Genomic DNA, 19182 nt, shown 5'->3' with positions numbered 1-19182 from the left:
GCAGGAGAGGCCTATGGCGCACTATCACTCGACGGTGGGCAGCCGCCATTATCGATTCAAGGGGCTGACCGAGCTGATGGCCAAAGCCACGCCGCCGCGTTCGGGTGATCGACTGGCCGGCGTCATGGCAGACACTGCCGAAGAGCGGGTGGTGGCCCAGATGGTACTGGCGGAGCTGCCGCTCACGACCTTCTTGAACGAAGCGCTGATTCCCTACGAGCAGGATGAAATCACTCGCCTGATCATCGATGACCACGATGCCCAGGCCTTTGCACCGCTGCAGCATCTCACCGTGGGCGACTTCCGCAACTGGCTGCTCTCTGATCACGCCACCAGCGAGGCCCTGGCCGCTGCCCGCCCCGGCATCACACCGGAAATGGCCGCAGCAGTGAGCAAGCTGATGCGCAACCAGGACCTGATGCTGGTGGCGAAGAAGTGTCAGGTGACCACGGCGTTTCGTAATACCATCGGCCTGCCGGGACGGCTTTCCACTCGCCTGCAGCCCAATCACCCCACCGATGACGTGACCGGTATCGCGGCCAGCATTCTCGATGGCCTGCTGTATGGCAGTGGCGATGCGGTGATCGGCATCAACCCCGCCACCGATAACGTCGCCCAAAGCATCAAGCTGATGCGCCTGATGGATGAGGTGATTCAGAAATACGAGATTCCCACCCAATCCTGCGTGCTCACTCACGTCACCAATACCCTGGAAGCCATCGAGCAGGGCGCGCCGGTGGACCTGGTGTTTCAATCCATCGGCGGCACCGAAGCCACCAACCGCAGCTTCGGGTTCGATTTGAGCACCCTGGCGGAAGCCGAAGCCGCCGCACAAACGCTGAACAGAGGTAGCGTAGGTCGCAACGTGATGTATTTCGAAACCGGCCAGGGCAGCTCGCTCTCGGCCGACGCCCACCACGGGCTGGACCAGCAAACCTGCGAAGCTCGCGCCTACGCTGTGGCGCGCAAGTTCAACCCGCTGCTGGTCAATACGGTGGTCGGGTTCATCGGCCCTGAATATCTGTACGACGGCAAGGAGATCACACGTGCGGGGCTCGAGGATCACTTCTGCGGCAAGCTATTGGGCGTGCCGATGGGGTGTGACGTGTGCTACACCAACCACGCCAACGCCGACCAGAACGATATGGATAACCTGCTGACGCTGCTGGGCGTGGCGGGCTGCAATTTCGTGATGGGTATCCCCGGCTCCGACGACATCATGCTCAACTATCAAACCACCTCGTTTCACGACGCGCTCTATGCCCGCCGGGTGCTGGGGCTGAAAGCCGCGCCGGAGTTCGAACAGTGGCTGGCCAGGATGCAGATCTTCCAGGATGTGAGTACCCATCGCCTGAACGACCAGCTTCCCGCTGCCTTTGCCAACAGCCTGCGTCACTTGCCGAAAGGGAGCGACTAAGATGCCGAAGCCACCCTCGCAGGACACCAAGGCGCCCATCGTCATCGAAAACCCTTGGGAGCGCTTGCGCGCTTTTACCGATGCGCGTATCGGGCTGGGGCGTGCCGGGGTGAGCCTGCCCACCCATCAGCTGCTGGCATTTCAACTGGCCCATGCCCAAGCCCAGGACGCAGTGCACTGCCCGCTCGCGTGCGACGCACTGGCCGATGAACTCACCCGGCAACTGGCGTTGGCCAGCGCGCCGCTGGTGGTACACAGCCGCGCTGAACACCGTGCCATGTACCTGCAGCGCCCCGACTACGGCCGACGGCTCGACGAGCCATCCCGGCAGGCACTGCAGCAAGCGGCGGAGAGCGGCCAGCGCTATGACCTGGCGGTGGTGGTGGTGGATGGCCTCTCGGCTTTGGCAGTGCAGCAGAACAGCGCCCCGTTTCTGGCCGCCCTTTACGACGCACTGCAGCGCGACCACCACGACTGGCAGCTGGCGCCGCTGACCCTCGTCGAGCAGGGGCGCGTGGCCATTGGCGATGAAGTGGGCGCGCTGCTCAATGCCGACGCCGTGCTGGTGATGATTGGTGAGCGCCCCGGCCTCAGCTCGCCGGATAGCCTGGGACTCTACATGACCTGGGCCCCCGAAGTGGGCTTGAAGGATGACCGACGCAACTGCATCTCCAACGTGCGCCCCGCTGGACTGGCCTATGCAGAGGCGGCAAGGCGACTACTGCTGCTGTTGCGCGAAGCGCGGGAGCGCAAGCTCTCTGGCGTGAAGCTCAAGGACCGCAGCGAAGACAACGTGCTGGAGGGCAGCCACTCGACCCGGAATTTCCTCGTGGCCGATTGAAAAAACAGGCGACGGCTCAAGACGCGAGATGACTTCTCCGCTCGCGCTCTGAACGGCCATTTCCACACAACAAGAACATCGCCAATCACAACGCAAACAACGCAGCACGCCGCTGACACCCATTGCGTTCCACACTGAAAAAGGGCGAGACCATGACACAACCAACGGTTGATCAGACGTATCTGGCGAAGCGCCAGCTGCGTAAGGGTACGGCAGGCTGGATGCTGCTGGCGGGACTTGGGGTTTCCTACGTTATTTCGGGGGATTTTGCGGGCTGGAACTTTGGTATTGCCGAAGCGGGCTGGGGGGGCTTTGCCATCGCCGCCTGTCTGATGGCCGTGATGTACCTGGCTCTGGTGCTCTCCCTGGCCGAAATGTCCGCAGCGATCCCGGCGGCAGGCGGGGGCTACAGCTTTGCCCGCCAAGCCATGGGGCCGGCGGGAGGCTACTTGACGGGGCTGGCGGTATTGATCGAATACGCGCTGGCGCCTGCAGCCATCGTGATCTTCATCGGTGCGGCGGTCGAGGCCTTGTTGGGTGTCAACGGCCCGCTGGTGTATCTGCTGTTTTATGCGGTGTTCATCGGCATTCACCTCGCCGGGGTGGGCGAAGCGCTGAAGGTGATGATGGTGATCAGCGGCTTGGCGGTCTTTGCGATTCTGGCCACCGCCGTGGCGCTGATCGGTGACTTCGATGCGGCCAACCTGTTCGATATTGCACCCACCGAGGCGGCGGGGGCGAGTACCTTCATGCCCTTTGGCTGGTACGGTATCTGGGCGGCACTGCCCTTCGGCATGTGGCTGTTCCTGGCGGTAGAAGGCGTGCCGTTGGCGGCGGAAGAAGCCAAAGACCCCGCCCGCGACATGCCCAAGGGCATCATCGGTGCCATGCTGTTTTTGCTGTTCACGGCACTGCTGGTGGTCGTGCTGCTGGCGGGAGCCACCAGCGCCGAGATGATCGGCCAAAGCGGCGTGCCGCTGGTGGATGCCTTGAATGCTGCAGGCAACCCGACGCTGGCGACCCTGGTCAATGTGCTGGGCCTGGCGGGCTTGATTGCCTCGTTCTTCTCGATCATTTATGGCTACAGCCGCCTGGTGTTTGCGCTCTCCCGGGCGGGCTATCTGCCTAAACGGCTGTCTCTGACCAGCGAACGTAAAGTGCCTTACCTGGCGCTCATCGTGCCGGGGGTGTTTGGCTTCCTTGCCTCGCTGAGCGGGGAGGGTGACCTGATGCTGGGCATGGCCGTCGTGGGGGCGACCATTTCCTATGCGCTGATGGCGTTCAGCCATATCTGGCTGCGCCTCAAACAGCTTGAGCTGCCGCGCCCCTACAGAACGCCGGGTGGTATCGTCACCTCGTCGGTGGCCCTAGTACTGTCGCTGGTGGCCATGACCGGTGTATACGCCTTCGACCCCCGCGCATTCAACTACACCCTCCTGCTGTTTGTGGCGGGGGCGGCTTACTACTTCCTATACAGTAAAAATCATCTGGTGGCGAAAACGGCCGAGGAGGAGTTCGCGCTGGTCACTGCGGCGCCAGAAGAGATCGAGCCCTCTGCTGCGGGCGTCGCCGCCGCCAAGCTTTAATCAGCGTGGCGAATCACCTAGTCTGAAGCTCGGCAGCCCGCCTCTGGCCCTGGTGCCAAGGCGGGCTCATTGGCCAAGCGACAGAGGGAAACCGTGATGATGCTCGATTTTACCGACCCAGCTCTGGGCGATGCCGAACAGGCGCGCTGGTACGCCGTGGACGATGGCGTGATGGGCGGCGTGTCCCACAGCGGCTTTCGTGTGGAAGAGAGGCATGGCTGCTTCTATGGAGAGGTCTCGCTGGAAAATGGCGGCGGCTTTGCCTCGGTGCGCCGTGAGCCCGGCGCGTTTGAGCCAACCCTGGCCCAGGCCAAGGGCATCGCGCTGCGGGTGCGCGGCGATGGCCGTCGCTATCAACTGCGCCTCAAAAGCCACGCGCTGGACGATGCAAGTGCCTACCGCGTGGCGTTCGCGCCCAGTGCCCAGCAGTGGGAAACGCTGCATTTCAGCTGGGCGCAGTTCGACGCCGTGCGCCGGGGGACGCTGCTGTCCAACGCGCTGCCGCTCGAGCCCGGCACCGTTCACCAGTTGGGCTTTCTGATTGCCGACCGCACCGCCGGACCGTTTCGGCTGGAAATTGCCTTCATCGCCACGTATTCGCAGGACTCCTTTTCACAGGACTCATTTTCACATGACTCATTTTCACAGGACTAAGGTCGTCTCGTATGTAGTTTGCCTTTCGAGGAGTCTGTGAAGCCTTTTATCGATGTGAGCCCGCTTGATGAAACACTCTCCGGCCTACCGCCTGGCGGCGACGGTACTGCATGGGTTCGATGAGTACCGTGCACGCTTCCAGCAGATCACTCAGGACGCCAGCCGCCGCTTTCGCGATGCGGCGTGGCGCGAGGCGCAGCAAGCCTCGGCGGCGCGGATCAATCTATACGGCGAAAAAGTTCAGGACACGCTGGGGCGCCTGCAGCGTACGTTTCCCCAGGACGTGCTGGCCCACTGCGAGACCTGGCGAGAAGCCCGCCGACACTACGCCAACCTGATCGGCCAGCGGTTGGATTACGAGCTGGCAGAGACCTTTTTCAACTCGCTGTTCTGTTCGGTGTTCGAGCATCGTCATATTCGCAACGACTGGATGTTCGTCTACAGCTCCCGTGAAGATGCCGCGCACCGTTCGGGCATCGAGCTGTGCCGCCGTCATGCGGTCAACGGCGACTGGGCCGGAGCGCTGGCCTGGGCGCTGCAAGAGGCACCGCTGGAGACGCCCTTTGCCCATCTGGAACGCGATAGCCAGTTGGGGGCGGGCTTGCTGGAAGCCCAGCTGCCCGCCCGCCTCTGGCAGGCGGCAGATGCGCGGGTAGAGCTGCTCAACAGCGTCTTCTACCGCAACAAAGGGGCCTACCTGGTGGGGCGTATACTCGGCGGCGGCGAGCAGGTGCCGCTGGTGCTGCCGATTCTGCATGGCGAAGGGTACGGCGAGCAGCAGGGCGGTGACCCCCGCCTGCATCTGGATACCGTGCTCACCGAAACCGATGAAGTGTCGATCATCTTCTCGTTCACCCGTGCTTACTTTCAGGTCGATGTGCCGGTTCCCGGGGAGTTCGTGGGCTACCTGAAACAGCTCATGCCCCACAAGCCGGAAGGCGAGCTGTACGCTGCCATCGGCTTTTTCAAACACGGCAAAACCGAGTTTTTTCGCGCCCTGAACCAGCAGGTGGCCAAGCGCGAAGAGCGCTTCATGATCGCGCCGGGGGTGCGGGGCATGGTGATGGCGGTATTCGTGCTGCCGAGCTTTCGCACCGTGTTCAAGATCATCAAGGATAAGTTCGACCCCGCCAAAGAGGTCACCCACGCCATCGTGCGGGAGAAGTATCGGCTGGTAAAACGCCACGACCGGGTAGGGCGCATGGCCGATACCCAGGAGTTTTCCAACTTCATCGTGCGTCAGGATCACTTCGCGCCGGAGTGTCTGGCCCATTTGCTGGAAGTTGCCCCTTCCACGGTATCGCTGAAAGGCGACAAGGTGATCATCAAGCACTGCTACACCGAGCGAATGATGACACCGCTGAATATTTACCTGGAGCAGTGCAGCGTCGATGAGCGAGTGATGGTGCTGAAGGATTACGGCAATGCCATCAAACAGATGGCAGCAGCGAATATTTTTCCTGGCGATATGCTGCTGAAAAATTTTGGTGTTACCCGCCACGGGAGGGTGATTTTCTACGACTACGACGAGGTGAGCTATCTCACCGAGTGCCGCTTCCGCCATATTCCCAAATCCCAGGGGGTCGACAGTTACATGGATGGCGGTGCCAGCCTTTCCAGTGGCCCCAACGATATCTTCCCCGAAGAGTTTGGCCCGTTTATGTTTGCCAACCCGGAACTGCGCGCACTATTTATGGAGCAGCACCCGGAGCTGTTCGACCCGGGCTACTGGCTGGCGCTGCAGCGGGCGATTCTGGAGGGGCGGGTGATTGACGTTTACCCGTATCGCAACAAGCAGCGATTCGCGGGCACCGTGGGGCAACTGGTACATTAGGCATTTACTGGACGACGTAAGCCGAGGATCGCATGACATCAGCCCCGCACTTGGTGGTATTTACCGGCTCGGGAATCAGCGCGGAGAGCGGCATTCAAACCTTCCGCGCCAGCGATGGCCTCTGGGAGAATCACCCGGTGGAGGAGGTCGCCACGCCGCAAGGGTGGCGGCAAGACCCAGAGCGGGTGTTGGCGTTCTATAACCAGCGCCGTGATCAGATCCGCCGCGCGAAGCCCAACGTCGCCCATAAAGCGCTGGCGGCGCTGGAGCAGGAGGGCTTCAAGGTCAGCGTGATTACTCAGAACATTGATGACCTGCACGAGCGGGCAGGCTCCCGCCACGTGCTGCACCTGCACGGCGAGATTTTAAAGGCCCGCTCTTCTGTCGATATGCGGCTTCGCTACCGGCTACCCAAGGGCGGTATTGCGCTGGGCGATGTGTGCGATAAGGGCAGCCAGCTGCGCCCGGACGTGGTGTGGTTTGGTGAGGCGGTGCCGCTGTTCGAAGAGGCCTGCGAGCTGGTGAGTCAAGCGGATTTCCTGCTCGTCGTCGGCACCTCGTTGGCGGTGATGCCCGCCGCATCGCTGCTCACCTATATCGATTACGACACCCCCTGCGCTCTGGTAGACCCCGACGCCGATGAGCTTAGCCCCCCCGGCGTGTTGGCGATCAATACCACGGCGGGAGAAGGCGTGCCGGCGCTGGTTAACCAGTGGCGTAAGCAGGGAAATTTAATTTTACCCTGACTTAGCGCAGGGCGAAGGTTGAGCGAACCGTGGGTTGGCACACTAGAGGCGCTATTCCAAAAACCACGCTTTCATCACCCCAGTAATCTGGGTCAGCTCGGCATCTGTCGCGATATAGGCGGGCATGGTGTAAAGCCAGCGGCCAATGGGGCGCAGCCACACGCCCCGCGCTCGGGCAAATGCGGCAACGCCTTTCAGCGCTTCGCTGCTGTGGGCTTCGATCACCGCCGTTGCGCCCAACACGCGCACATCCGCTACGGCGGGATGTGCGCGCAGCGCTACGTCTTCCAGCAGCTCGCGCTGTAACGTTTGGCTGAGCGCGGCAATTTTCTCCAGGTAATGCTCCTCTTCGAACACCCTTAGGCTCTCCAGCGCCACGCGGCAGGCCAGGGGGTTGCCCATAAAGGTGGGGCCGTGCATGAACGCGTGGTGCTCGCTGTCGCCAATAAATGCCCCGTGAACCCGGTCGGTAGCCAGCGTGGCCGCATGGCCCAAGTAGCCGCCGGTCAGCCCTTTGGAGAGCACCATGATATCCGGCGTGACGCCTGCGTGGTCGGCGGCAAACAGCTTGCCGGTACGGCCAAAGCCGGTGGCGACTTCATCAAAAATCAGCAGCACGCCAAACTCATCGCACAGCGCTCGCGCACCGCGCAGGTAGTGGGGTGAAGTCATGTTCAGCCCGCCCGCCGCTTGCAGCAGCGGCTCCATCAGTAGCGCGGCAATTTCATGGTGGTGGCGCGCTAGCACTTCCCGCAGCGCGGCGAGGTCCCGCTCAACCTGCTCCGGTGTCGCGTCGAACGGGGCCGTGGGGGCTGGGGCGAAGTGGTGCTGGGGCAGCAGGCTGGCGAACAGGCTGTGCATGCCCTCTTCGGGATCGCACACCGCCATGCAGCCGGTGGTGTCGCCGTGGTACGCCTTCATCAGCGAGAGCATTTTGCGCTTGCCGGGGTGGCCGATGAGCACCTGGTACTGCAGCGCCATCTTCATGGCCACTTCCATGCCCACCGAGCCGCTATCGGAGTAGAACACATGATTCAGCCCTGGCGGGGTAATGCGCACCAGCTCTTGCGCGAGCTGGTCGGCGGGGTCGTGGGTCAGGCCGCCCAGCATCACATGGCAAAGCTCCCCCGCCTGCTCGCGAATGGCGGCGACGAGGCGCGGATGGCCGTAGCCGTGAATCATGCACCACCAGGAGCAGGTGGCATCCAGCAGGCGCTCACCGCTTTCCAGCGTGAAGTAGCTGCCGCTGCCGCCGACCACTTTTGGCGCAGGCGTTTGGGTTTTGAGATGGGCATAGGGGTGCCAAACGGGGGAGTTCATGGCGTCACCTCCGGGGTGGCGAGGGGGAGCAGCGCATCAAGGGAGAGGTAGCGCTGCGCGGTGGCCGCATCCGCCGTGGCCAAATGAGGAATGATGCCCAAGCAAGGGGCGGGCAGAGCGCGTTTCAGCAGCGCCACATTGGCTGCAAAACGCGGGCTGTCGTCGGCAAAGGCTGAGTCCACTACGCTGCCTACCCAGCCCGCCAGCGTTAAGCCATCGGTGGCGATGGCCTCGGCGGTGAGCCTTGCATGGTTCAGGCAACCCAGCTTCAGCCCAACCACCAGAGTCACCGGCAGCCCGAGCGCACGGGGCAGGTCGGAAAAGTCCTCCGCTTCGTTCAGCGGCACTCGCCAGCCGCCGGCGCCTTCGATTAGCGTCAGATCCCGTGGCGTGTCGGTTAACGTGTCGCTGAGCGCCTGAGTAACCCTTGCCACGTTAAGCACCGCACCTGCTTCCAGGGCGGCGAGATGCGGCGCAATGGCGGGAGCAAAGGCCCAGGGGTTGATCGTTGGGTAATCCACTGGCGGGAAGCTTTGCGCCTGTAGTGCCAGGGCATCGCGGTTGCGCAGGCCGTTGGGCGTGGCCTCGCTGCCGGAGGCAATCGGTTTCAACCCCAGCGTGGTGTACTGGCGCTGACGGGCAGCACACAGCAGTGCGCTGGCGGCCAGGGTCTTGCCCGCATCGGTGTCGGTACCGGTGATGAAATAGGTGTTGTTCATTTCGCGCTTTCCAGACATAGCGTCAGGCAGTGGTAGCTCACCGGCAGTCCCCGCGGCGTGCGTAGTGCTTCATAGCGCAACCGGGCATCGGTCAGTGCCTGGCGGGTGAGCTGCGCGTCGGGTCTTGCCACCTGAGCGCCCACGCCCTTGATGGAGGCCATGACGGCATTCAGGTCGGGGTAGAAAAAGCGTCGCTGCTCGCACACGTGGTGGGTAAGCCGCAAGCCGCTTCGCGCAATCGCCCGTCGCACGGTGCTGGCGTCTGGCGTTTGCAGCAGGGCCTCGGGCCGCTGCCAGGCGGTGGCCACCTCATGAAGCGTGCCGGGCAGCAGGGTAGTGATGCGCGCCTGCCCGCCAGGGGCAAGCACCCGCGCCAGCTCCTGCATGACATCCTCGATGCTCGGGCACCACTGAATCGCCAGGTTGGAGAACACCAGCTCAACGCTGGCGTCGTTGTGCGGCAGCGCCGCGGCGTCCCCCAACTGCCAGCGGATAGCCTCGCCATAGGTTGCCTGGGCGTAGGCGAGCATGCCTGGGGCCAAGTCGAGCCCGGTGATGGCGGCCTCCGGGTAACGGGTGGCCAGCCTCTGGGTCCAGTAGCCGGTGCCGCAGCCCAGGTCGAGCACGTGCTGGGCACTCTCCGGCAGCGTTTGCCAGAGCGTTTCGCCAATGTCGCGCTGGGCGCTGGCGAGGGTGTCATAGCGTGGTGCCGCCCGTGAAAAAGCCCGAGCGACACGCTCCTGCCACCGGGGCAGTGGCAGCGAGGTGAGCGGTGAGTTCATCGCGGCTCCTGTAGCGCGTGCGTGGCCTGCTCGGCCAGCCTTGCTGCCAGTGGGGCGGGTTGGGAGAGCATGGGGCAGTGCCCTGCGGCTTCCAGCCGAAGCGCTTGCTGGCGCGTGCTGCTTGGTAGCAGCGGGTCGTGAGCGCCCGCCAAACGGCGGATAGGGCAGGGAGGGCTGGCAAGCAGTGCCCGGTTATCCAGCGTTTCAAGCCACATGAGCCCTTGCGCGAGCGTGTCGGTATCGGCGTGGGGAGTCTCGCCTAACCGTGCGCGTAGCTGGCGGTGGGCCTCACGGGCGTTGGGCTCGCCTTGGGCCTGCCAGCGTAGAAAGTGTCGCCACGTGGCAACGGGGGCGTGGCGGAAAGCGCGCTGAAAGCTGGCCAGCTCCTCGTGTGTCACACCGCCATCCTTCCCGTCACTGCAAAAACGACTGCCTGCACCCAGTAGCAGCAGGGCCTTGGGCGGCGGCAAGTGATCGAGCAGCGCTGTGGCCAGCAATCCACCCAGCGACCAGCCTACCCAGACGGCGTCGCTGGGTAGCTCGGGGGCCATACGCTTGGCGAGCGCGTCAATGCTCGTGGGGGTAGGTAGCGCTGGAGCATCGCCGTAGCCGGGCCACTCCACTGCGCTGGGCTCGACAGGGCTGGGCCAGTGTTCTGAAAGCGTCTGCCAGATGCGGTGGTCGACGCCCCAGCCCGAGAGTAGGATGAGCTTCATCGCTGCTCCTCGTGCAGGCAGGCGGCGGCGATCTCCAGTAGCCGATCGATATCGCTTTGGGTGTGGCGGGCGCTCAGGGTGATACGCAGTCGCGCCTCGCCGTTGGCCACCGTGGGCGGGCGTATCGCGCCTACCTGAACGTTGTGTTTATCGAAACGGGCGGCCCAGGCCATGGTGCGCTGCTCGCTACCCAGCAGCAGCGGCTGAATCGGCGTTTGGGAGTGGCCCAAAGGAAGCCCCAGGGCCGTGGCCTGCTGGCGGAAGTAGTCGATGTGGCGCGCAAGCCGCTGGCGGTGCTCCGGTTCCCGCTGGACGATGGTGAGCGCTTCCAGGGTGGCGGCGGCAATGCCGGGCGGTTGGGCGGTGGTGTACACATAGCTGCGGGCAAACTGAATCAAGTGTTCGATCAGTGCCGCATCCCCCGCCACGAAAGCGCCCGCGGTGCCCAGCGCTTTGCCCAGGGTGCCGACCAGAATCGGCACCTGCTGGCTATTGAAGCCTGCCACGCAGCCTGCGCCGTTTTCGCCGAGGACACCAAGTCCGTGGGCATCGTCGATCATCAGCCAGGCGCCATGTTGCTGGCTGAGGTGGGCGAGCTGTTCGATGTCGGCGATATCACCGTCCATGCTGAACACGCCGTCGCTCACCACCAGCTGATGGGTGGCCCGGCTGTGCGCCAGTAAACGCGCCAGATCCTGGCCATCGCGGTGGTGGTAGCGTCGGGAACGGGCGCCGCTCAGCGCGGCCCCGTCGAGTAGCGAGGCGTGATTGAGGCGGTCCTGAAAAATCGCGGTGTGGGAATCCGCCAGCGCTTGCAGCACGCCCAGGTTCGCCATATAGCCGGTGGAGAACAGCAGCGCCCGCTCGCGCCCGGTCCACTCGGCCAGCGCAGCTTCCAGGGCGTCGTGAATGCCCAGGTGGCCGCTGACCAGATGCGACGCCCCGGCCCCGGCACCAAAGCGCTTGGCGCCTTCTGCCTGGGCGGCCTGCACCCGTGGGTCCTGGGCGAGGCCCAGGTAGTCGTTGCCGGCAAAGTCCAGCGCATCGTGAGACGCGACTCGGCGGGAGCGCCAGCGATGCAGGCGCTCCCGCTGGTCGCGGGCGGTTGCCAAGCGCTGCTGCCACGCCTCAGACACTGGCGTCCACCGCCAGCGCCGCGGCGCGTTCGGCCTGGGCATTGCGCTGAGCCTGCTGAGCCAGCCGCTCGCTATGCTGCGTGTCGTCTTCGCAGGTGTCGCGGCGCTCGGGGTGCAGGCCCAGCTTGGCAAACAGCGCGCGGTCGCGCTCTGCCTGGGGGTTGCCGGTGGTCAACAGCTTGTCGCCGTAGAAGATCGAGTTGGCACCGGCCAGAAAGGCAAGCGCCTGGGTGGATTGGCTCATCTGCTCGCGGCCTGCCGAGAGGCGCACATGGCTCTGGGGCATCATGATGCGCGCCACGGCAATGGCGCGGATGAACGTCAGCGGGTCCAGGTCCTCCGCGTTTTCCAGCGGGGTGCCCGGCACCTTTACCAGCATGTTGATCGGCACCGACTCAGGATGCGGAAAGAGCCTGGCCAGCTGTTGCAGCAGCGCGCTGCGATCCTGGGCGCCTTCGCCCATGCCGAGAATACCGCCAGAACACACTTTCATACCGGCGTCGCGCACGGTGGCCAGAGTTTCCAGGCGGTCGCTGTAGGTGCGCGTGGTGATGATCTCGCCGTAGTAGTCGGGGGAGGTGTCGAGGTTGTGGTTGTAGTAGTCCAGCCCCGCAGCGGCCAGCCGGGTGGCCTGTTCACCATCGACCATGCCCAGCGTCATGCAGGTTTCGAGCCCCAGCGCTTTCACCTGGCGCACCATCTCTTCCACCGCCAGCAGATCCTTGTCCCGGGGGCTGCGCCAGGCCGCTCCCATGCAGAAGCGGCTGGCGCCCGCCTCTTTGGCGGCCTTGGCCTGGGCCACCACTTTCTCTATTTCCAGCAGCTTCTCTTTTTCCAACTGAGTGTTGTAGTGACCCGACTGGGGGCAGTACTTGCAGTCTTCCGGGCAGGCCCCGGTCTTGATCGACAGCAGGGTAGACACCTGCACTGCGTTGGCATCGAAGTGTGCCCGATGCACCTGCTGGGCCTGAAACAGCAGGTCGTTGAAGGGCAACGCAAACAGCGCGTCGATTTCCTTGAGGGTCCAGTCATGGCGCGGAGCGGTGTCAGCCGAGTGAGAAGCCGTCGTGTGAGTGGTCACGGGTAAACCTATATTCTTTTGGAAGTTGACAGGACTCTAGCGGGGCTGTGCTGAGGGTGTCAACTTTTTGAAGAGAGTTGGTTTACCGGTGCTTGGCTGTAGGGAGTATTCGTCAGGATGTGTGGCCTGCTTTATACTCTGCGCCCTTTGACGACCCACTGGAGCGCAGATGCCTGACGCGACCTCGCTGCCCCCCGAGCACGATGCATTGACCGACCGCGACCCGGCCACCGGGCATCCGCGCCCGCCTCGGCGTGAATTCAAAGCGCGGGGCAGCTTCGTCAAACGCTGCGAAGGCTGTAACTTGCCCGAGCTGAACTGCCTCTGCCCGTATCAGGTCAAGGCGGAGAGCGACGCTCAGGTGTGGCTGCTGACCCACTCTATTGAACACTACAAACCGACCAACACCGGTCGTTTGATTGGCGACGTGCTGACCAACACCCGCGTGTTTACCTGGTATCGCACCGCGCCGGACAACACGCTGGCGGCGCTGCTGGAAGATTCGCGCTACGCGCCGTTTGTTATTTTCCCGGACGATCAGCCAGATTACGCCGACCGCGTGGTGGATATTGACGCGGTGCATGCCGCCAAGCAGCAGGCGCGCATACCGGTATTCATCATTTTGGATGGCACCTGGCGTCAGGCGCGGCGCATGTTCCGCAAAAGCTCTTACCTGGATGCACTGCCGGTACTGCCGCTGCGCACCGAGCGGGAGACCCGCTACCGGCTGCGCAAGCCCGCCTCGAAAGCGCATCTGTGCACCGCCGAGGTGGCCATTGAGCTGCTGCGTCAAAGCGGCGATGAAACAGCGGCAAGCGTGCTGGATGACTACTTTGACGTGTTCAACGATAGCTACGCAGAGAGCCGCTATTATCGCAAGATCGAGGAGCCGACGGCGGCCATGACTCGGCTGTTGGCCCGAAAGGCGGAGGATGCGCCGCGCTGATCAAGGCCTGGCGCCGGGGAGCCAGCGCAACAGCACCTTGCGCACCCAGTACCAGCGGTTGATCAGCAGGGCCGCGAAAATCAGCGCGCAGCCGATGAGTTGAAGCGCCGACATGGTTTCGTTGAACCACCAGGCGGCCAGCAGCGCCGTCCAGACGGCCTCCAGCATCAGAATGACCGCTGCATGGCTCGGCGTGGTCATGCCCTGCGCCTTGATCTGAAGAAAGAACCGCAGTGAGCTGGCCAGCAGCACGCTGGCCAGAAACCAGCCCAGAATCGGGGCATCGAGGGAGAGCGTCTGCTCTTCCACGACCCATGAAACAGCGGTCAACACGATGCCCACGGAAAGCAGCTGCAGCGTCGTCAACGACAGGGCAGGCACATTGCGCACCACCCGCGTATTGACGTTGATCAGCAGCGCGAAGCACAAGGCCGCGCAAAGCATCAGCAGCTGGCTGGCCTCCACCCGAAAACCGGCATTCAGCGATAACAGCGCAAAGCCTGTCAGCGCGACGGGCAGGGCTACCCAGGTGCTGGTGGCGGGACGGTCGCCAAACAGCAGGCGGGCCACCACCGGCACCAGCAGAATGCCCAGGCTGTTGATGAAGGCGCTTTCTCCCAGATGCTGGGAGTGATGCAATCCCAGCACCCAGAAAGCGATGGCCGCACTGAACAGTACGCCTACCAGCAGGCCGCGCCGAATACGCCGGGCAGGCAAATGGCGCAGTGTCGGCCAGGCGAAGCCCAGCAGGATGACCCCCGCGAGCAGAAAGCGAGTGCCGATGAACAGCAGCGGAGGCATGCCTGCCAGCGCTTCCTTGGAAAATATCCACCCGCCTGCTGCCAGGGTGGTCACCAGCAGCAGCAGGGCATCGGCCTGCCAGGGAGCTTGCCGAATGGTGCTATGGCTCACGCGGCGCCGCCAAACAGCGCCCCGGCAATTCTGAAGCCTGCCACCCAGGTGCCAATGGCCGAGCCTGCCGTGGCGAGAATGAACACCAGCAGCGTGCGTGACACGCGGTTTTTCCACCAGCCTTTCAGTTGCGTCACGTCATGGCGCAGGGTGGAGAAATCGCGCACCTTGGGTTTGCGCATGTACAGCTCAACACCTGCCGCCACGAAACCGGCGCCAATGGTGGGGTTTAGCGAGGTCAGCGGTGCGGCAAAGAAAGTCGTGATCACGGTGAGCGGGTGTGCCAGGGCAATCAGGGTCGCCCCCCCGGATAGCAGGCCGTTGATCAAGAACCACTCCATCACCAGCTGCCAGCCCAGCTCGGTATTACGTGAAAAGCCCACCACAAAGCCGGTGAGCACCAGCGCGGTGATCAGCCAGGGCATGGCTTTCCATAGTTTGGAGGGCGGCGGAGTAGCTTCCAGCGATTCCCGCTCCTGGGTCGGGTTTTCCGGTAGCGGTGTTTCCAGGTGCTCGCCGGTGCCTTTCAGGTGGCCTGCGCCGAGCACGACCAGCACGTTCGAGTAGCGCCCGGGAGGTGCCTCTTCGGCCAGGCGTAGCGCCATGTAGCGGTCGCGTTCGCGGATCAGCGGGGTGTAGAGCGTTTCCGATTCCGCCGCGAATTCGCTGAAGGTGGCTTCCAGCATATCGCCCTCCTTGAGCTTTTCGATCTCCTCCCTGGAGACATCCTGACGGGAGAGCACGCTGCCAATCAGTCCGGAAAATAGCGAGAAGCGCTGCCACCAGGGCACGTTGCTGTAGATGCGCTTGAGCGTGATGCCCACATCGCGGTCCACCAGCAGCAGCGGCAGTTGGCGAGCACGGCACTCATCCACCGCCGCGCGCATTTCGGCCCCTGGCTGGATGCCTGACTGTTCGGCGATACGCTGCTGGAAGGCCCCCAGCGCCAGGCTGGAGGCGACCATGCCGGCCTTGCCCTGCTTGAACACTTGAAACAGGTCCTGCTCGCCCATGGCATCGGGGTTGTCCATGCTGTGATGGCGGGCGTCACACAGCTCGATGGCCACCGCATCGAAATGGCCGGTAGCAATCAATTGGCGTACGTCGTCGGCGCTTTCGGCCGAGACATGGGCCGTGCCCAGCAGGGTGTAGCAGGTGTTGCCCACGGTCACGGTTTTCAGCGGGCCGCTAGTGGAGGGCAGGGGCGGCGTCGGTGGCCGCGTAGTGTCATCGTGGGTCATTCAACAGTCTCGATATATAAGTATAAAAAGGTGAAAACGTACACAAGCCGTCAGTACCGGGGCTCAGTGGTGTATCAACGTCGCCAGAAGGCCGGAGTAAAGAGCACCAGGACGGTGAAAATTTCCAGGCGCCCCATCAACATGGCCAGTACCAGAATCCATTTGGCCAGGCTGGGTAAGTCGCCATAGTGGCTACTGGCTTCGCCCAGCGCGGGGCCCAGGTTGTTGAGCGCCGAGCCCACCGTCGACCAGGCGGTCACTTGATCCACGCCGGTGGCCATCACGCCCACCAGCATCAGGAAGAACAGCATGACATAGGCCGAAAAAAAGCCCCATACCGCCTGCGCGATGCTGTCGGGAACGCTGACCTTGCCGACCTTCACCGCAATGACCGCGTTGGGGTGAATCAGGCGCATGACTTCGCGCATGCCCTGCTTGAGAATCAGGATGATGCGGATCACTTTCATGCCGCCAGCGGTGGAGCCCGAGCAGCCCCCTACGAAGGCGGCAATGAACAGCAGAAACGGAATTGCCCCGGGCCAGCCGGAGAAATCGGCCACGGCGAACCCCGCCGTGGTAGCCACGGAGACGACCTCGAACAGCGCATGCCGCAGGCCGGTGATGTCGTGGTAGGTGTTGGTCAGCCACAGGGTAATGACGGTAATCACGGTCAGCCCCGCCAGGAACAGCAGCAGAAACCGGGCTTCCGGGTCCTGAAAATAGTGGGTCAGGCGCTTCTCGCGCCAGGCCACGAAGTGGAGGCTGAAGCTCACCGCCGAAATCAGCATGAAACTGATGCAGATCAGCTCGATGGCGGCGCTATCGAAATAGCCGATGCTCAGGTCATGGGTCGAAAATCCGCCGATGGCGACCGTGGAAAAGCTGTGGCCCAGCGCATCGAACCAATCCATGCCCGCGACCATGTAAGCCACGAAGCAGGCAAAGGTCAAGGTGGCGTAGATATACCACAGCGCCTTGGCGGTTTCGGTGATGCGCGGCGTCAGCTTGGAGTCTTTCAGCGGCCCCGGAATTTCCGTGCGGTACAGGGCCATGCCCCCGACCCCCAAGGTCGGCAGGATGGCCACCGCCAGTACCACGATGCCCATACCGCCCAGCCACTGCAGCTGCTGGCGGTAGTAGCGAATCGACTCGGGCAGGAAATCGATGCCGGTAATGACCGTGGCCCCGGTGGTGGTCAGGCCCGAAAAGGATTCGAAGACGGCATCGGTAATGCTCAGGGAGTCCTCGCCAAACAGCATCAGCGGCAGCGAGCCGAACAGTGCCAGCACGGTCCAGAACATGGCCGCGATGATGAAACCGTCCCGAATGCGCAGCTCCTTGCGCGCCCGGCGGTTCGGCAGGTAGATCAGCAGGCCGGTGATGACGGAAATCGCAATGCCGCTCATGAACGCATGCCAAACGCCGTCGCGAAACCATAGCGACATCAGCATGGGAGGCAGCATGGTGAGGCTGAACAGCATCAGCAGCAGGCCCAAGATACGTAGAATAATCCGCAGGCTCATGGCAGGGAGGGTCTCATTGCTGGCTGGTTCCTAGAAAAACGTCAATCCCACCTGGAAAAGCCGCTCGACGTCGCGGATACGCCGTTTGTCGATCACGAACAGAATCAGGTGATCACCGCTCTCCACGCGCACGTCGCCGTGGGCAATCATCACCTCTTTGCCGCGCACCACGGCACCGATGGTGGTGCCGTCGGGTAGGTCGATCTCGCGGATGGTACGGCCCACCACCTTGGAAGACTGCTTGTCGCCGTGGGCAATGGCCTCGATGGCTTCCGCCGCGCCCCGGCGCAGGGAGTGCACGTTGACGATATCGCCCCGGCGCACGTGGGTCAGCAGGCTGCCGATGGTGGCCTGCTGCGGTGAAATGGCGATGTCGATATCGCCACCCTGGACCAGGTCCACGTAGGCGGCGTTGTTGATCAGCGTCAGCACCTTCTTGGCCCCCAGCCGCTTGGCCAGCAGCGACGACATGATGTTCACCTCGTCGTCGTTGGTCAGGGCGCAGAAGATGTCGCAATCCTCGATGTTTTCCTCTTCCAGCAGGCGCTTGCTGGTGGCGCTGCCGTGCAGCACCACGGTGCGGTCCAGCCGTTCCGAGAGCGTGGTGCAGCGCTCCAGGCTGTGCTCGATGATCTTGACCTGATGGCTATGCTCCAGATGCTCCGCCAGGCGTTCGCCGATGTTGCCACCCCCGGCAATCACCACCCGGCGGAAGTCGCGCTCCACCTTGCGCAGCTCGCTCATCACCGCGCGGATATCCCGCCGTGCCGCCAGGAAGAACACTTCGTCGTCGGCTTCGATGACCGTGTCGCCCTGGGGGATGATCGGTCGATTGCGCCGGTAGATGGCGGCGACGCGGGTTTCCACGTTGGGCATGTGCTTGCCCAGGAAGGCGAGATTCTGGCCCACCAGCGGGCCGCCGTAGAAGGCTTTCACCGCCACCAGCTGCACCAGCCCCCCGGCAAACTCCAGCACCTGCAGGGCGCCGGGATGCTCGATCAAACGGCGCACGTGGTCGGTCACCACCTGTTCCGGGCTGATCAAGACGTCGATGGGAATGGCTTCGTGGGCAAACAGGCCCTTGCGGGTGAGGTAAGCCGTGGAGCGTACCCGCGCAATCTTGGTGGGGGTGCGAAACAGCGTGTGGGCCACCTGACAGGCGATCATGTTGATCTCGTCGGTGTTGGTCACCGCGATCAGCATGTCGGCGTCTTCGCAGCCCGCCTGGCGCAGCACGATGGGGTAGGAGCCCGCACCGGTCACCGTGCGGATATCCAGCTTGGTGTGCAGTTCGCGTAGCTTGGCGCCGTCGGTGTCGACGACGGTGATGTCGTTTTCCTCGCGGGCAAGGTGCTCCGCCAGGGTGCCGCCGACCTGGCCGGCGCCGAGAATGATGATTTTCATCGCTAAGCATCGGTTCCGTTATGAGCGCCAGCGTTTTATCAGCACGCGGTGTGCGCTGCAACAAAGACGGCGGCCAGTGTAAACCAGCCGCCGTCGAAAAGCAGGTGACGATTACTCCAGCGTGAAGCCGACCTTGATCGTGACCTGCCAGTGGGCAACACGCCCATCTTCTATGTGACCGCGCGTATCGGTCACTTCCAGCCAACGCATGTTGTGCACGCTTTCGGACGCTTTGGCCAATGCGTTCTGAACGGCTTCCTCAATACCTTTTTCGGAAGAGCCGGTAAGTTCGATGTGCTTGTAGGTGTGATGACTCATGTGTTC

18 protein-coding genes are annotated in these 19182 nt (G+C 63.2%); 7 read left to right on the top strand and 11 right to left on the bottom strand.

Annotation, left to right across the window (positions count from 1 at the left end; all coding sequences use genetic code 11):
- The first annotated feature begins 13 nt into the window (after positions 1-13).
- The 6 genes from RVM26_RS12325 (at position 14) to RVM26_RS12300 (ending at position 7078) form a co-directional block, all read left to right on the top strand.
- Positions 14-1417, top strand: coding sequence for an ethanolamine ammonia-lyase subunit EutB (locus RVM26_RS12325; RefSeq protein ID WP_096922128.1), 1404 nt, complete (start codon positions 14-16; stop codon positions 1415-1417).
- Between the two features lies 1 nt (position 1418).
- The gene (gene eutC, locus RVM26_RS12320) at positions 1419-2258 is read left to right on the top strand and encodes an ethanolamine ammonia-lyase subunit EutC (RefSeq protein WP_498938896.1); all 840 of its coding nucleotides are present in this window, start codon (positions 1419-1421) and stop codon (positions 2256-2258) included.
- A 152-nt stretch (positions 2259-2410) separates the two neighbouring features.
- Positions 2411-3844 carry a permease gene (gene eat, locus RVM26_RS12315; protein ID WP_498938894.1) on the top strand — a complete coding sequence of 478 codons (1434 nt, stop codon included), beginning with the start codon at positions 2411-2413 and terminating at the stop codon, positions 3842-3844.
- Between the two features lie 96 nt (positions 3845-3940).
- Positions 3941-4498 (top strand): CIA30 family protein, encoded by a 558-nt coding sequence (locus tag RVM26_RS12310; protein ID WP_498938892.1) that lies wholly within the window; start codon positions 3941-3943, stop codon positions 4496-4498.
- 67 nt (positions 4499-4565) lie between these two features.
- Complete coding sequence (gene aceK, locus RVM26_RS12305; protein ID WP_498938890.1) at positions 4566-6332, top strand: bifunctional isocitrate dehydrogenase kinase/phosphatase; 1767 nt, start codon at positions 4566-4568, stop codon at positions 6330-6332.
- Between the two features lie 32 nt (positions 6333-6364).
- Entirely contained in the window at positions 6365-7078 is a 714-nt protein-coding gene (locus tag RVM26_RS12300; RefSeq protein ID WP_498938888.1) for an SIR2 family NAD-dependent protein deacylase, read from the top strand.
- 51 nt (positions 7079-7129) lie between these two features.
- Here RVM26_RS12300 and bioA read toward each other — a convergent pair whose 3' ends face one another.
- The 6 genes from bioA to bioB are packed head-to-tail and all read right to left on the bottom strand — an operon-like array spanning position 7130 to position 12832.
- Positions 7130-8398, bottom strand: a complete 1269-nt coding sequence (gene bioA / locus RVM26_RS12295; RefSeq protein WP_498938886.1) for an aspartate aminotransferase family protein — start codon at positions 8396-8398, stop codon at positions 7130-7132.
- Positions 8395-9117 (bottom strand): ATP-dependent dethiobiotin synthetase BioD, encoded by a 723-nt coding sequence (bioD, locus tag RVM26_RS12290; RefSeq protein ID WP_498938884.1) that lies wholly within the window; start codon positions 9115-9117, stop codon positions 8395-8397. The genes bioA and bioD overlap by 4 nt, the downstream gene beginning before the upstream one ends.
- Positions 9114-9899 (bottom strand): methyltransferase domain-containing protein, encoded by a 786-nt coding sequence (locus RVM26_RS12285; protein ID WP_498938882.1) that lies wholly within the window; start codon positions 9897-9899, stop codon positions 9114-9116. Before RVM26_RS12285 ends, bioD begins: the two co-directional genes overlap by 4 nt.
- Complete coding sequence (locus RVM26_RS12280; protein WP_498938881.1) at positions 9896-10615, bottom strand: alpha/beta hydrolase family protein; 720 nt, start codon at positions 10613-10615, stop codon at positions 9896-9898. The genes RVM26_RS12285 and RVM26_RS12280 overlap by 4 nt, the downstream gene beginning before the upstream one ends.
- Entirely contained in the window at positions 10612-11751 is a 1140-nt protein-coding gene (gene bioF / locus RVM26_RS12275) for an 8-amino-7-oxononanoate synthase (protein ID WP_287808475.1), read from the bottom strand. Before bioF ends, RVM26_RS12280 begins: the two co-directional genes overlap by 4 nt.
- Positions 11744-12832: a biotin synthase BioB gene (gene bioB, locus RVM26_RS12270; protein ID WP_498938879.1), complete on the bottom strand. Its 1089-nt coding sequence runs from the start codon at positions 12830-12832 to the stop codon at positions 11744-11746. The genes bioF and bioB overlap by 8 nt, the downstream gene beginning before the upstream one ends.
- A 169-nt stretch (positions 12833-13001) precedes the next feature.
- On the opposite strand from bioB, the gene RVM26_RS12265 reads away from it, so the two are divergent.
- The gene (locus RVM26_RS12265) at positions 13002-13778 is read left to right on the top strand and encodes a tRNA-uridine aminocarboxypropyltransferase (protein WP_498938877.1); all 777 of its coding nucleotides are present in this window, start codon (positions 13002-13004) and stop codon (positions 13776-13778) included.
- Here RVM26_RS12265 and RVM26_RS12260 read toward each other — a convergent pair whose 3' ends face one another.
- From RVM26_RS12260 to RVM26_RS12240, 5 genes are all read right to left on the bottom strand, one after another.
- The gene (locus RVM26_RS12260; protein ID WP_039180376.1) at positions 13779-14690 is read right to left on the bottom strand and encodes a DMT family transporter; all 912 of its coding nucleotides are present in this window, start codon (positions 14688-14690) and stop codon (positions 13779-13781) included. It abuts the gene before it with no gap.
- A complete protein-coding gene (locus RVM26_RS12255; RefSeq protein WP_498938875.1) occupies positions 14687-15931 on the bottom strand; it encodes a TraB/GumN family protein in 1245 nt (414 codons plus the stop codon). Before RVM26_RS12255 ends, RVM26_RS12260 begins: the two co-directional genes overlap by 4 nt.
- A 74-nt stretch (positions 15932-16005) precedes the next feature.
- Positions 16006-17454, bottom strand: coding sequence for a TrkH family potassium uptake protein (locus tag RVM26_RS12250; protein ID WP_498938873.1), 1449 nt, complete (start codon positions 17452-17454; stop codon positions 16006-16008).
- A 30-nt stretch (positions 17455-17484) separates the two neighbouring features.
- Positions 17485-18858, bottom strand: a complete 1374-nt coding sequence (trkA, locus tag RVM26_RS12245) for a Trk system potassium transporter TrkA (RefSeq protein WP_287808465.1) — start codon at positions 18856-18858, stop codon at positions 17485-17487.
- Positions 18859-18969: 111 nt separating this feature from the next.
- Positions 18970-19176 (bottom strand): dodecin, encoded by a 207-nt coding sequence (locus RVM26_RS12240; protein WP_016914940.1) that lies wholly within the window; start codon positions 19174-19176, stop codon positions 18970-18972.
- Positions 19177-19182: the final 6 nt, after the last annotated feature.

The sequence above is a fragment of the Halomonas sp. KM072 genome (genome assembly GCF_050710315.1).
In the GTDB taxonomy this organism is placed as follows: domain Bacteria; phylum Pseudomonadota; class Gammaproteobacteria; order Pseudomonadales; family Halomonadaceae; genus Vreelandella; species Vreelandella hamiltonii.
The sequence above is the reverse complement of the archived record's forward strand: the minus strand, read 5'-3'. Positions and strand labels throughout refer to the sequence as shown.

Excerpts from the sequence above, each read along its gene's own strand:
- RVM26_RS12325 (WP_096922128.1), top strand. The coding sequence starts at position 14 with ATGGCGCACTATCACTCGACGGTGGGCAGCCGCCATTATCGATTCAAG.
- eutC (WP_498938896.1), top strand. The coding sequence starts at position 1,419 with ATGCCGAAGCCACCCTCGCAGGACACCAAGGCGCCCATCGTCATCGAA.
- eat (WP_498938894.1), top strand. The coding sequence starts at position 2,411 with ATGACACAACCAACGGTTGATCAGACGTATCTGGCGAAGCGCCAGCTG.
- RVM26_RS12310 (WP_498938892.1), top strand. The coding sequence starts at position 3,941 with ATGATGCTCGATTTTACCGACCCAGCTCTGGGCGATGCCGAACAGGCG.
- aceK (WP_498938890.1), top strand. The coding sequence starts at position 4,566 with ATGAAACACTCTCCGGCCTACCGCCTGGCGGCGACGGTACTGCATGGG.
- RVM26_RS12300 (WP_498938888.1), top strand. The coding sequence starts at position 6,365 with ATGACATCAGCCCCGCACTTGGTGGTATTTACCGGCTCGGGAATCAGC.
- bioA (WP_498938886.1), bottom strand. The coding sequence starts at position 8,398 with ATGAACTCCCCCGTTTGGCACCCCTATGCCCATCTCAAAACCCAAACG.
- bioD (WP_498938884.1), bottom strand. The coding sequence starts at position 9,117 with ATGAACAACACCTATTTCATCACCGGTACCGACACCGATGCGGGCAAG.
- RVM26_RS12285 (WP_498938882.1), bottom strand. The coding sequence starts at position 9,899 with ATGAACTCACCGCTCACCTCGCTGCCACTGCCCCGGTGGCAGGAGCGT.
- RVM26_RS12280 (WP_498938881.1), bottom strand. The coding sequence starts at position 10,615 with ATGAAGCTCATCCTACTCTCGGGCTGGGGCGTCGACCACCGCATCTGG.
- RVM26_RS12265 (WP_498938877.1), top strand. The coding sequence starts at position 13,002 with ATGCCTGACGCGACCTCGCTGCCCCCCGAGCACGATGCATTGACCGAC.
- RVM26_RS12255 (WP_498938875.1), bottom strand. The coding sequence starts at position 15,931 with ATGACCCACGATGACACTACGCGGCCACCGACGCCGCCCCTGCCCTCC.
- RVM26_RS12250 (WP_498938873.1), bottom strand. The coding sequence starts at position 17,454 with ATGAGCCTGCGGATTATTCTACGTATCTTGGGCCTGCTGCTGATGCTG.
- trkA (WP_287808465.1), bottom strand. The coding sequence starts at position 18,858 with ATGAAAATCATCATTCTCGGCGCCGGCCAGGTCGGCGGCACCCTGGCG.
- RVM26_RS12240 (WP_016914940.1), bottom strand. The coding sequence starts at position 19,176 with ATGAGTCATCACACCTACAAGCACATCGAACTTACCGGCTCTTCCGAA.